6 protein-coding genes are annotated in these 14,070 nt (G+C 40.9%); 1 reads left to right on the forward strand and 5 read right to left on the reverse strand.

Annotated elements, in window-relative coordinates:
- Positions 1 to 12: 12 nt before the first annotated feature.
- From CLW00_RS06195 to CLW00_RS06215, 5 genes are all read right to left on the reverse strand, one after another.
- Positions 13 to 3,339 (reverse strand): VCBS repeat-containing protein, encoded by a 3,327-nt coding sequence (locus tag CLW00_RS06195; protein ID WP_106132796.1) that lies wholly within the window; start codon positions 3,337 to 3,339, stop codon positions 13 to 15.
- Positions 3,329 to 3,904, reverse strand: a complete 576-nt coding sequence (locus tag CLW00_RS06200) for a hypothetical protein (protein WP_106132797.1) — start codon at positions 3,902 to 3,904, stop codon at positions 3,329 to 3,331. The genes CLW00_RS06195 and CLW00_RS06200 overlap by 11 nt, the downstream gene beginning before the upstream one ends.
- Before the next feature lie 45 nt (positions 3,905 to 3,949).
- Entirely contained in the window at positions 3,950 to 7,234 is a 3,285-nt protein-coding gene (locus tag CLW00_RS06205; protein ID WP_245917184.1) for a VCBS repeat-containing protein, read from the reverse strand.
- Positions 7,235 to 7,335: 101 nt separating this feature from the next.
- Positions 7,336 to 8,838: a RagB/SusD family nutrient uptake outer membrane protein gene (locus CLW00_RS06210; protein WP_106132799.1), complete on the reverse strand. Its 1,503-nt coding sequence runs from the start codon at positions 8,836 to 8,838 to the stop codon at positions 7,336 to 7,338.
- Positions 8,839 to 8,857: 19 nt separating this feature from the next.
- A complete protein-coding gene (locus CLW00_RS06215) occupies positions 8,858 to 11,842 on the reverse strand; it encodes a SusC/RagA family TonB-linked outer membrane protein (protein ID WP_106132800.1) in 2,985 nt (994 codons plus the stop codon).
- 567 nt (positions 11,843 to 12,409) lie between these two features.
- On the opposite strand from CLW00_RS06215, the gene CLW00_RS06220 reads away from it, so the two are divergent.
- On the forward strand, positions 12,410 to 13,777 hold the full coding sequence (locus CLW00_RS06220; protein ID WP_106133070.1) for an FAD-binding protein: 1,368 nt from the start codon (positions 12,410 to 12,412) through the stop codon (positions 13,775 to 13,777).
- Positions 13,778 to 14,070: the final 293 nt, after the last annotated feature.

Below are 14,070 nucleotides of genomic sequence, written 5' to 3' on the forward strand. Positions count from 1 at the left end.
AATGTTAAAAACTCAGAACGTCCAAAATTCTACGGCGTCATTGTTTTTGATCACCATCAAAAGATTTTTGTCATTTCTTTTGACCAAGTGAAGGTCTCTTATATCTCCGTGCAATTGCAGTCCATGTTGCTTATTGGGTAAATAATTGAAGGTTCCATCTCCATTCCCGATCAAGACTTCGCCATAGCTGCCATCATACTGCCCAACCTCAGGTTTGGCTCCTTTCAGATTTCCTCCTAAAATCAGGTCCTCAATCCCATCTCCATTCACATCCGTCACCAAAATACTGTAGATCCATGACCGTTGTGCCATTCTTGGCAATGGTTTGATCTCAAATTTACCCTCTCCTTTATTCAACATAATGGCTGATTCCCTGAAATTCAATTCCTGCATCACTGCATTTCTCAATTCAGTAGGGGTGAAAATATCCTCCATGTACTTGTTGTTGTAAGTGCTGTATTTCAAGAATCTCTTCTTGATAGAAGGCACCTGCATTTCTAATTGGTGCTTCAGCGTAAAGGGTATATGACGGCTGCCTTCCTTTTGTACAAACAAATGCTCAACTGAGCCATTTTGATCGAAATCATTGACAAACATCCGAATAGGTCGTTCAGTAGTCGGCTTAAATCGACTGTTTAACCCATGATTTCCCAACACAAAATCAGGCTTTCCATCTCCATTGAAATCTCCCACCGCAATGGCCTGATACCAGCCTTTGAAATCATCAAGCTCAGGCATTTCAAGTTTTTCGAATTGCCCACCTGTATTGCGCAAAATGGTTGGAGCCATCCATTCCCCCACCAAAATCAAGTCTTCTACACCATCTCCATCATAATCCACCAAGACAGCATCAGTGACCATACCTATCTCTTTCAGGTCAGGAGCAAATTGTTCTGTACCGTCGGTAAACTTCCCGTTTCCATCATTGAGCAAGATCATACTGCTCGCGTTGACACCATAAAGAAAAGGAATCACCCTTGCTCCAACAAAAAGATCCAAGTCCCCGTCTCCGTCAATATCCATGACTTTGACCACTTTGCTGCTGTGACGAAAACTGCCCAAACCGCTGTCCTCTGATTTTGAAAAATTTCCACGACCATCGTTGAGATAAAGCCTGTCTGCCAAGTCCAAGGCCCCAAAACCGGATTCATTTCCTCCCGAAGTCACAAATAGATCTAAGTGCCCATTGCCATTGGCATCAAAAAACACACCATGGGTATCTTCTGAAATCCTGTCCGACCTGAATGCTTCCTGTGGTGAAGCTTTGAATTGCCCTTCAGAAACCTGCAAAAACAATTGCCCGGGGAAACCTTTCGCTCCACCCAGATACAAATCCTGCAAGCCGTTGCCATTGACATCACCCCAAACAGCCTTAGGTCCCTCGGTGGATAGCATATGATAGGTCAGTCTGTCTCTATCAAAATCAACAGCCTGATTTTCTTTGTGCGTATATTCCAATATTGATGAAGCTTCTATTTTCTCGAAAATCTTCCCTTCAGGTTTTTTGAAAAAATGAAAATCTTCAGGAGCATCCTCAGCATCATCCCATTTCAAGGTCAGTGTTTGATTGCTGCTGATATCTTTCAATATATTGATCTTTCCATCAGGCCATCTTACTTGGATTTCATCAATTGTGTCTATCTGACCCAGCCCAAAATTCAACCTTGGGTCAACAGAAGACTGAAAACCCCTGTTTGGCATTTGTTCCAAGTAAAATTCCTTGTCATCAACCAACAACCTTACTTGAGCACCAATCGCAGCCGTATTGCCACCTTTTCCTTCCAGAACTACTTTGAGGTAATTGTTTTCCGGAAGAAATTCCAAGGTTCTATTTTTGAAGATAAGCACCTCATTGTTGACATTGTTGACCACCAAGTCCATGGTTCCGTCATTATTCAAGTCGCCGTAAGCGGAACCATTAGAGTGGATAGGATCACCCAAGCCCCATTCATGGATCACATTTTCAAAGATTAAATCGCCTTTGTTTTTGTAGGCATAATTTGACACTGGATTGACAGGCATGGGATCAATCAACTTCCGATAATCCACACCATCCTGTGAGATGATAGCCCTTTTGGTCTCTTCATTGTCAATAAAATTGAGGTAATCCAAGTCAGTCAGGTCTTGGTAAATACCATTGGCTACAAAAATATCCTTGAGGCCATCATTATCCATATCAAACATCAAGGCTGCCCATGACCAATCAGTGGCCTCCACATTGGCCATTCTACCCATATCGCTGTAAGTGCCATCTCCATTGTTAATATGGAGCATATTCCGGGTGTATTGATAATGATAGCCATGCTCTACATTGAACTGAAATTTATCCCAAGATTCGAAGGTGGTAATCTGTTTCAATCTCTCAGGTGGCTCAGGAAGCATCTCAGTCACAAAAATATCGAGATAGCCGTCATTGTTAATGTCTGCAATATCTGCTCCCATGGAAGCGGCGGAAGTCGAACGCATATAATCTGTGAGAGATTCAGAAAAGGTGCCATCCTGATTGTTGATATACAGGTAGTCCCTTTCAAAGAAATCATTTGAAATAAAAATATCCATCCAACCGTCTCTATTGACATCGCCAATCGTGATCCCCAAACCAAATCCGATTATCGAGCCATAGATCCCAGCCTCTTCAGACACGTCGGTAAACTTATCTCCATCGTTCCTGAAAAGCTTATCTCCACCAACAGGGTCTCTTCTCGGCCTTTCGTTCTGCATTTTATTGAAACTCCCAATTGCCTGATAACTATTATTGAGCAGATAAACATCCAAGTCTCCATCATTGTCGAAATCAAAAAATACTGCATGCGTAGAAAAGCCCTGGTCAGCAAGACCATATTGCTCGGCCATTTCGGTGAAAGTTCCGTCTCCGTTGTTGATAAATAACTCGTTCTGCTTATTATCACCTTTGATATCGCCTGAATTGCAGACGTAAATATCCAACAAGCCATCTCCATTGATATCGGCCATGGCAACTCCCGTGCTCCAAGCACGGGTACCAGCCACACCAGCCTCCTTGGTGACATCTCTGAATTTGAAATCTCCTTCGTTGAGATAAAGCTTATTTTCCCCCATATTGGAAGTAAGGTAAATATCCAAAAGCCCATCATTATTGACATCACCCAAGGCTACTCCTCCCCCATTGTAAAAATTTCTATAGGTGAAAATGTTGAACTTCTCATCAAATTCCAGGTCATTTCTAAAATCCACTCCTGAATAAGACGAGTCAATTTTTTGAAAAAGGGTGTCTTTCTGTTCCTTTTTTTTCTCAGCACAAGAAAAGGAAGTAACAGCTACTACAAATATGAATATATATCCTAAACTCTTAAGCCTCATCTTCCATTTTGATCATGTCCGAAATATCCTTCACCCTCAAATCTAGCATTTCAACCCGTACAGAAGTCATACTCTTTTTAAAAATCCTAATCAACCTGTTTCCTTCTACACTGACCATGGCCTTGACGGACTTGTTTTTATTGCTTACTTCAAAAAATGAGTCTCCATACCAAGTTTCCATCAGGCCTACAACATCCTCCATCAATCTATCTACTTCAAATTCTTCATTTCCTGGAAACCATCCCGGATAACTGAATTCAATCGGCATAAAAAAAAGTCTGCCCTCTTCGAATGCAGGATAGAAATGCATGTTGACTTCTTTGCCAGATGGCACTTCAGGTTTATACAACACCTGAAGGTAATGAGAACCGTTGGTCAGAACACCTTTTTTATTCCATTCCCAGCAAGTCCCAAAAAACTCTTTTCTATCCATCCCGAATTTAAGATCCAAAAAAAGCTCTTCCACTACCTTGCCAGAAGCCAGCTCCTTTTCCTTTACTCTATCAAATTCTGTCTTAGGTTGGCATGCCATCACAACCGCTGTAATGGCAATGAAGTAAAACATATTAATAATTAACCCAAATCTCATATCTATAACTTCTCCTAATATTTAGTCTCTGAACATATACCACTTGGGAAAATTATTGTTGCGGCTAACCATCAACAATACTCCCTGGTCGGTTTTTACCTTTTGAATATTTCGGATTTCTCCTTCCACATAAAGCCCTGATCTTTCGGCAGGAACGACGATGATTTCACCTGAGCTATTTTGCTGAAGAAGCCATCCATAACTCCCCATTTGTATTCCCAACTCCGGTTTTATTCTACTTTGGTTTCCCCCTAAAATCAAGTGCTTTTCGTTATTTTTGGCCAAAACTCCAAGGCTTGCGTAAATCGGGGCATATTGTACTTCAGTGGGTAGATTTTCCCGTGTAAAGGTACCATTTCCTTTATTTTTATAAAGGGCAGACGACAAAGTCTTAGCTTCTAAAACCAAACTATTGTCAAGTATATCCTGGGAGAATAAATCCTCCATTTTCTTGTCTTTATATGCATCATAAGTCAAGAGTTGCTTTCTCAGCCCTGGCAACTGTTTGAGCAGGCTGGACTTGAGTACAAAAGGAAATTCTTCACCATTTTCATAGACAGTGAGGATTTGTTCCACACTTCCATTTTGATCAAAATCATTGACATACATGCGTAGAGGTTCGCTTTCAGAAGCCTGAAGCCGGGTATTTGTCCCAGAATTCCCAAAGAACAAATCCATCCGTCCATCTCCATCCCAATCCAAAACACTTACTGAATTCCAAAGACCTGAGGTGTTTTCAAATCCCAAATCCGTAGAAATATCTTCAAATGAACCTCCAGAAATTTTATATATCTTAATAGGCATCCACTCTCCTACTACTACCAATTCATCCTGACCATCACCATCTACATCTGCCAACACTGCATCGGTCAACATGCCCATTTTTTCAAATTCTGGCACATTTACTCTTTCAAAGGTAGCATCACCTTTATTCCTAAACAATTTCAAATCTCCAGGCAATCCATATGCAAATGGTAAGTTCCGTACCCCTACCAACAAGTCTATATTCCCATCCTGATCGTAATCCCAAGGCAAGGTGAAAGCGGAACTTTCTAAGTCTCGGGGCAAACCATTTTCTGACTGGGCAAAACTCCCTTTCCCATCATTAAGGTAGAGCCTATTTTGGTAATTAGCATTCCCAATCCCAAACTCCAAGCCACCACTGACCACATACAAGTCCATCAACCCGTTGCCATTGGCATCAAAAAACACTCCTGCAACATCTTCCGACAATTTGTTTTCTTCAAAAGTTTGAGAAACTTCAAAAGCCCCATTTCTCTTTTGCTTCAAGATGACAGAAGCTTGTCCTTTTGCTCCCGGGAAAAAAACATCATCCAAACCATCCCCATTGATGTCAGCCACGGCAGGGTTTGGGCCTTCGTTAGAAATCATATGGAACCGCAACCTGTCCCTATCAAAGTCAATAAAATCACTTTCCTGGTGCTGCCAAGGAAAATCAACCTGCACTTCTTCCAAGAAGGTACTGAATTCTTCCCTTGAAAAATCATATTCCTCAGTTATTTCATTTGGGCAAAGCACATGAATGGTATCCAATGCTGGATTATCAATTTGGGTCACCGAACCGTTTGGCCAAATTACTTCCAAAGCATCAATTGCTGATATTTCGCCCAATCCAAAATGCATGCGTGGATCAACAGAAGACATGTAGCCCTTGACAGGATTGTGTTCAGCATACCACATCTTCTCCCCTGACCGGATAGTCACCTGGGCTCCGAAATGCCTACCCAGATCCAATTGCACAAAATGATTGGTATAAAGCGATTCACTGTTATTTTTGAAAATAAAGACCTCGCCATTGAGGTTGTTGACTATCAAATCAAGGTCTCCGTCATTGTCCAAGTCAGCATAAGCTGCTCCTGTGGAAAATGTCTCTTGGTCCATCCCGACCTGGGCGGCCAATTCGGTAAAGTCAAAACCTCCATTATTTTTGAACAGAAAATTCCTCTGAGGTACTGAGGGAAAATTGTCAATCATGCTGATGAGCAGGGTTGAATCCTTTTTGTTTTGGGCAATCTGACTTTGATTGTGCACGTAATAGTCCACGTAGTCAAAGTCCGTCAAATCTTTTACTATTCCATTGGCTACAAAAATATCCCTATAGCCATCATTATCCATATCAAAAATCAAAGCTCCCCAAGACCAATCTGTGGCATGCACACCGGCCATTCTGGAGATTTCAGCAAAATGAACTTGATCAGAATTAGGCTTGAAACCTAAGTTTCGCTGTAGTGTATTCCTGGTGAATTGATGAAAATAACCCGCCTTTACATTGGCCTGGTATTTATCCCACTCTTCAAAAGGTGTCTTTGTCTTTACCCTTTCCAGTCTATTTGGAAGCATTTCGGTAATAAAAATATCCAACCAGCCATCATTGTCTAAGTCCGCAATATCTGCACCCATAGATCCCATGCTGATTTCTGTCATCATTTCTTCCAAGGCTTCTGTAAATGTCCCATCTCCATTGTTGATGTACAGGTAATCTTTTTCAAAAAAATCATTGGAAACATACAAGTCCGGCCATCCATCTTTGTTAAGGTCAGCCACGGTGACACCAAGTCCATATCCTATTGCAGAACCGTAAATCCCGGCTTCTTCACTCACATCTGTAAAAAATCCACCATCATTCCGGTAGAGTTTATTTCCACCCATAGGATCTCTGACATCTCTTTGACCTATTCTCAGGTCATTCACCCCAACAGACCGGGCAGAGTTGTTCAGGAGGTACATATCCAGATCACCATCTTTGTCAAAGTCAAAAAAAACAGCATGTTGAGATAATCCTTCATCAGCAATACCGTATGCTTTGGCACTTTCAGTAAAGGTCAAATCTCCATTATTGATGTAAAGAGAATTATACCTTTCCTCTCCACCTAATGGGCCTGACTTACAGATATAAATATCCAACAAACCGTCACCGTTCACATCTGCCATGGAAACACCAGTCGACCATATTCCAGGGACCGCCAGTCCAGCCTTCTCTGTAATGTCTTCGAATTGGAAATTCCCCTTGTTCAAATAGAGTTTATTTTCCGTTTGATTCCCCGCCAAAAAAATGTCGATCAGTCCATCATTATTGATGTCTCCCAAAGCCACCCCGGCACCATTGTAAAAGTTCCTGAAAGTATATGGGTTGAAATTTTCATTATAGCTCAGGTCATTTCGAAATGAAACACCAGTATCATCACTATCCATCAACTCAAACAGCATTTTTCCTTGCTGGGACTTTTCAGCACAGGAAAATAAGAGTAGTAAGATGGGCGCAAATGTGCTTAGAAAGGATCTCAAAGCTATTAGAGTAATATTGGGCTAATTATTTCTATTTGGTATAAATCAAAAAGAAGTGCACAAACGTGCACTTCTTTCATGTTTTAGTATGTCAAACCTGATTAATAACCAGGATTTTGAGACAAGCTTGGATTAGCCTGTAGCTGATTCTCTGGGATTGGGAATAGATTTCTGAATGCCGGTGAAGCTGCTTTTTCCCACCATGCATCATTGAATCTTCCAAACCTGATCAAATCAGATCTTCTATGACCTTCAGCAAACAACTCTCTACCTCTTTCTGCCAATAGAACATTCGCATCCAAAGAAGAAAGTAATGGCGCATTGGCTCTTTCTCTCAATTGGTTGACCAATTGAAGAGCTGTAGAATTGTTACCCAATCTCCACTCTGCTTCTGCTTTCATCAACAAAACATCAGCGAACCTGTATATTGGAAAGTCATTGCTCAAGTTAGGCGCTGCACCCATAGCAATTTCAAACTTACCTATCCTAGTACCTGCCTGACGGAAAGCATTAGGTCCAAGTTGATTGATTTCAGGAGTAAAGTTGATTTCAGGTCCATCAGGATCACCATCAAAGGCGTCATCTATCAATGGCGTAACACCATCAGCAGCGAATTGAGGACCTTCTCTTAAAGATGCCTTTCTGGTATCTCCCTCTTCAAAACTATTGTAAAATTCTTCCAAAGCCGCATACCCGTTCCATGGCTGCTCTTGCAACTCAAATGTCAATTGATTAGAGTAATGCAGAGACATTTGGTGAATATTGAATCCTGGAGCGTTGTTTGCATCATAAGGAACTGTAAACATGTTCTCAGGTGAATTGTCATTGTTAGTAGAAAAGTTCGAGAAGAAGTTTGGCGCTAACGAATAAGGACCTTCATTGATGATGACATCCAAAATTGTATTGGCGTCAGCCCACCTTGGTGATCCTGTATACACTTCTGCATTTAGGTATAACTTGGCCAACATCATATGTGCTGTCCAATAGTTAAGGTTTGACCTAGTATTTTCTCTTGTCAAAGTCTCAACATTTTCCAAAATTGAAGACTCAATGAAATCGAATACTTCCTGTCTTGTGCTTTGCACAGGGCTACCGCCTCTATCTGTTTCTCTGATAATTGGGACATTTCCAAAATTATCAATCAACAGAAGGTAACCAAAAGCTCTAAGCACTCTTAATTCAGCTGCCAGCTCGTCAAGATCTGGGTATTGCTGTAGCAACAAGTTTGACTCAGCCACAATTCTGAATCCATATTGCCAGGCACCATTCAAAGGACCATCTACTGAGATCCAAGTATGCCTATGCGTTCTCAACCAAATACCACCATCTTCCCAATCCGCACCTTTCTGCGGGATGGCCAATTCGTCCGATGATACTTCTACCACTGCATAATAACCGCCGTGACCACCAAATCCGCCTTGATCACTTGCTACTACTGCACCATATGCAGATTGCTTCAATACTTCGATCAGCTCGGGAGTAACATTCGCCTCCAACTCCTCCTGCGTGATACCCGAAAGTACCTCCTGCTCCAATTCCCAACAAGACCCCATGGCAACTGCCACCAAGCCTCCCATTAATACTGTTTTAATTGATCGTAACATATTTATTTTTGAGTTTATGTTATTTAAATGTTAGGGTTAATCCCAAAGTCACAATTCTTGGCAAGAAATAAGTATTTCTTCTTTCAATACCAGGAGCCAAAGGATTAGGGTTTAATACATCTTCTGTATCCGTCCATCTTACTTCTGGGTCAACTCCTGAGAATTGAGTAAACGTGATCAGGTTTTGCACCCCACCATAGAATCTTAAGTTGTTGATACTTTCAGAATTTGTCGGAAAGTTATACCCTATTTGAAGGTTGTCCAACCTGATGAAATCTCCTCTTTCCAAATACAAATCAGAGAAAGTAGGTGTAGATGTAACAAGCGGATTGGTCGGAGTGTTTCGAGTAACCACTGAATTCCAGGAATTTGAAGCACCATCAGCGTTTTCATAGAATCCTCTGAATGAGTTGTAGATCATATGACCGAAGCTACCTCTTGCCAAGAAATTCAAATCCCAGTTACCATAAATGAACGTATTTGAGAAACCAAAGTCACCTACAGGTAAACCATTGCCTAATCTTTCAAATTCAGCAGGATTTTCTCCTGAAAGAATATATTCTCCTCCATCAGTAAATCCTTCCATCCTTGGACCGTAGAAATCACCAATTCTTTCACCTTCTCTGTTCCATACAATTGGGTTGTTGTTTTGACCCGGAGCGCCCGGAATACCTTGACGGATTTCAGGAAGCTGAATAGAACCTACACCGATATTTTCAATTCTTGTCCTTTTGTAGATGGTGAAGTTTACTGTTGGTGTCCAAGAAACAGGACCCAATTTCAAGTCATTCACACTTGCAATAAATTCGAAACCTGCAGATGTCAGGTCACCTACGTTAGCCCAAATATTTGGTGCAGTGTAGAAGTTGCCTGGAAGGAACTCATTTGGTGCACCAACTGGAACGGTTGTATTGAATATCAAATCAGAGATTGTTCTCTGGTAATAATCCATTTGACCGGTAATCCTACCATTAAATAACCCGAAATCTAAACCAACAGTAAATTCTTGTGTGGTTTCCCATCTCAACTGAGGGTTAGGGTTTGAAAGTTGGTTGATACCCACAAATACTGAATTTGGGTCAGTCGGGTCCAAAGGAATCCTGTTACCGTTTCCATAAATACCCAAAGCCAATGTTGGATTAGGAGGAAGCTGTCCAACCACTCCAAATGAAGCCCTTGGCTTGAACTGATTGAAAATACCCATGTCAAAAACCTGAGTCAGGTCAGCACCCGCACTTACTGCAGGAAATAGACCTGTTTGGTTTTCTCTACCAAATCCTGAATAAGTCTCTGCTCTTAAAGAAGCAGAAAGGAAATAAGTATTGGCATAATTGAAATTTGCTCTTGTGAATAAAGAGTTCAAAATAGCTCTTGTAGCAAAAGACCCCATGCCTGTACCTGGGCCTAATCTAAGTCCACCAGCACCTAAATTATTAGGACCTTGATCAAAAAGGAATCTTGTAGAAGAGGCATTCATTCCTCTCTCTTCAAAAACTTGAGTCTCAGCACCCGCCAAAAGGGCAAAATTTAACCTATCTGCAATCTCGTCTTCAAATCTGATAGTACCATTCCAGATACTTGTAGTTCTGTCAAAAAGGTTTTGACCAGCCTGTCCGTTTCTACCAAAACCTGTTTCAAAATCTTGTCTTGAATAAAATTGGGTTGAAAGATCAGTAAACCTATCTTGGGAAAACTGAGATGAGATTGTAAACTTATCAGAAAGGTCATACTCCGCTCTAAAAGAATAAATTGCGGCTCTTTGTTCATTTGTAAATCTTTGCTGATTGATTAAAGCAACAGGATTGTAGAAATCAAACAATGGTCTTTGGAAATATCCACCGAAATCTCTGTTTGCGCCTTCAGTGTTTTCAAAAACAGGAGCTGTAGGATTATAAATAGTGGCGTACCTTACTGCCTCTGAATTTACATTTTGTCCATCTGTATTGGTGAAAGACAAATTGAGATTCAATCTCAATCTATTGTTCAATGCACCATGCGACATATTGAACCTCGTATTCAAAGATTCTCTATTTGTATTCTGAACAATACCGTCATTATTACGATAGTTGACAGAAGCTAAAAATTGAGTATTTTCAAATCCACCTGTTATGGAAGCATTGACCGTCCCATTGTAAGCAGTCTGCAAGACCTCATCTCTCCAATTTGTTTGTGAACCGTAGTTGGTTCCACCTCTTTCTACAAATTCTTCTGCAGATAAAACCGGAATCAAATTGGTTGGAGATTCAGCTGTACCAAAGGTGTTGATGGTTACAGAAGAAATTCCTTTTTTAGAAGTTCCTTTTTTGGTCGTTATCAAAATTACACCGGCAGCACCTCTTGTACCATAGATGGCAGCTGCAGAAGCATCTTTCAACACATCAAATGTTTCGATATCATTTGGATCGACTGCATCGATAGAAGCACCGATTACACCATCCAATACAATCAGAGGAGACTGTGAAGCTCCAAAAGAGGAAATACCTCTTAAACGAACAGTAGGTGCTTCGTTAGGGTTACCACCTGGCCTTGTTACTGAAAGGCCCGCTACTTTACCTTGTAGCAATTGGGTAGGATTAGTGAAGTTACCTCTGTTGAATTGTTCTGAACTAACAGAAGCTACAGCAGATGTAATCTCCTTTTTATCCTGTGTACCATAACCGATCACGACAGCTTCCTGTAAGCTTTGGATATCTTCTTCCAATTGGATATCGACGATGGATTGGTTACCAATTGTTACTTCTTGTGCAGTAAATCCAACAAAAGAAAAAACTAGAACCTGATCTCCAGGTTGAACACTGATGGTGTATCTACCATCTAAATCGGTAGTAGTACCTCGGGTGGTGCCTTTCACCAAAACTGTTACGCCTGGTAGTGGGTCACCAAATTCGGTATCCAGGACTGTACCTGATACCTCCCTGCCTTGTGCATTTGCTGCTGCAATACTGAATACCATCAGTACGGTTACCAGCATAAATGCTTTTAATTTTTGTAAATAATTTCTCATAGGGTTTGTTGTTTTGAAAAAAACGAAATGGTTTAATAGTTAATTTCAAATCTAAAATGATTGTTTAAATTTAATTTTGCAATATTTAACAAAAGCCCCCTACGCCTTTTGAATCAGCCCGCGTTAACAGAATAAAGGTATTTTTTCCTTATTGTTAACAATAGTTGAATATTATTAATGAATACATAACCGAAAACGTTTGAACTTTTCGAATAGTTAAAATTTTTCGATTTTATTAAAAATGTGAAAATAGACCATGTATTTTTCAATTAAGCAGAGTAAAAGCAAAATCTTTGAAAACAGGCGAATTTCAAAGATTTGGGCTAAAAGTTGATTTCTTAACAAATCTTAAAATTAGATAAGAGGATCATAATTGAAATACAGTAGAAATAAGAAGACCGAATTGTAGATCTTAGATTTAAGATTTTAGAATTGGGTTTGAGGTTGTTCATGGGTTTAGGTAAGAAAGAAGAATATGAAAGTATGATGCTGGGCATATTTTTCTATTTTATTTCACGAAGTATATTTCTACCTTATTTCACAAAGTATATCTCAATTAGAAACCTCATGAACAAAAGAACCTTTGTCAAAAACACCACCGTCCTAATCGGGGCAGCATTTGTTTCGCCCTGGATTTCCTGTTCACCCAAAAAACCTGAATCAATGCAAGCTGATTACCTTTTGAACTGGGCTGAGAATTTCCGTTTCAGCACCAACAATGTCCACTACCCCAAATCAATTGCCGAAGTGCAAGAGTTAGTCAAAAAAAGCAGTTCCCTCAGGGTTTTGGGCTCAAGACATTCTTTTAATAGCATTGCAGATTCTGATGAGATGTTGGTTTCTTTTGACCATTTGAACAAAATCATTTCCCTCGATAAAGAAAAAATGGAGGTGACTGTAGAAGGTGGAATCAAATATGGTGAACTTTGTACTTTTCTGCATGAGAATGGTTTTGCTTTGCATAATCTCGCTTCCCTTCCTCATATCTCCGTCGCAGGGACGATTGCTACCGCCACCCACGGATCTGGACTGGAAAATGGCAACCTGTCCACTGGAGTCGCTGCTTTAGAATTTGTAAACGCAAAAGGTCAAATAGTCAGTTTAGGTAAAGAGGATGAGGAATTCTATGGCGCAGTGGTCGGGTTGGGCGCTTTAGGTCCGGTGACCCAAGTAACCTTGGAATTGCAACCGGCTTTCGAGGTCGCACAGGTAGTCTACTTAGACATGCCCATGGAAGCGCTCAAAGATAACTTTCGCGAAATCATGGGTTCGGCATACAGTGTAAGTTTGTTTTTAGACTGGGCTAGCGACAAAGTAAATGAGGTCTGGATAAAAAAAAGGGTGACCACGGGTGAAGAGCCTGAATTTCCTGAGGAGTTTTTTGGAGCCAAAAAGGCAAGTATCAAGATGCACCCTGTACCATCAATGGACGCAGAAAGTTGTTCAGAGCAATTGGGTACACCGGGACCATGGTACGACAGACTTCCCCATTTCAAGATGGAGTTTCAACCCAGTGCCGGTAAAGAACTGCAATCGGAATTCTTTGTCTCATTGGAAAAGGGGTATGAAGCCATTATGGCTGTCAAAGAAATGTCCGAACAAATTCATCCTCATCTTTTTATTTCAGAAATCAGGACCATCAAAGCGGATGACCTGTGGATGAGCACCGCCTATCAGAGGGATTCCGTTGCCATCCATACCACCTGGAAACAGGAAATCCCTGAAGTGATGGCTTTGCTTCCTCAAATGGAATCCAAGCTGGAAAAATTTAATCCAAGACCGCACTGGGCAAAGTTGTTTACCATCCCCTATAGCACCCTAAGTAGCCGCTACCCCAAGCTGGAAGCATTCAAGACCCTGTTGGCCAAACACGACCCCGACGGAAAATTCAGGAATGAATTTGTGAAGAGGAATGTGTTTGGGGAGGAAAGGTGAGGAATAAAAAAAAGAAGCGAGAAGCGAGAGTCTAGAAATTTACGAAATACGAATTACGAGGCTTCCTTAAGCTCAATACATCAGTTCATTTGAAAGAGTGAGAATTCAGAAACAGAAGTCAAGATACAAGATGGGAATGAAGTGTGTGAAAACAAGGTGTTTTAGGCACAAAAATGCCGTAGGATTTCCTGCCGGAGGCACGGCATGGCCGAAATAATAGCCCGGCAATTTATTGCCGGGATCAAAGATTAGGTGTGGGTTATAAAGTGCCATAGGCACGGACGATATTAAAT

This window comes from Mongoliibacter ruber (genome assembly GCF_003003005.1).
Lineage (GTDB): Bacteria > Bacteroidota > Bacteroidia > Cytophagales > Cyclobacteriaceae > Mongoliibacter > Mongoliibacter ruber.

Bases quoted from the DNA above. Each gene is read 5' to 3' on its own strand.
- CLW00_RS06200 (WP_106132797.1), bottom strand. From the start codon at position 3,904: ATGTTTTACTTCATTGCCATTACAGCGGTTGTGATGGCATGCCAACCT.
- CLW00_RS06210 (WP_106132799.1), bottom strand. From the start codon at position 8,838: ATGTTACGATCAATTAAAACAGTATTAATGGGAGGCTTGGTGGCAGTT.
- CLW00_RS06220 (WP_106133070.1), top strand. From the start codon at position 12,410: ATGAACAAAAGAACCTTTGTCAAAAACACCACCGTCCTAATCGGGGCA.
- CLW00_RS06215 (WP_106132800.1), bottom strand. From the start codon at position 11,842: ATGAGAAATTATTTACAAAAATTAAAAGCATTTATGCTGGTAACCGTA.
- CLW00_RS06195 (WP_106132796.1), bottom strand. From the start codon at position 3,339: ATGAGGCTTAAGAGTTTAGGATATATATTCATATTTGTAGTAGCTGTT.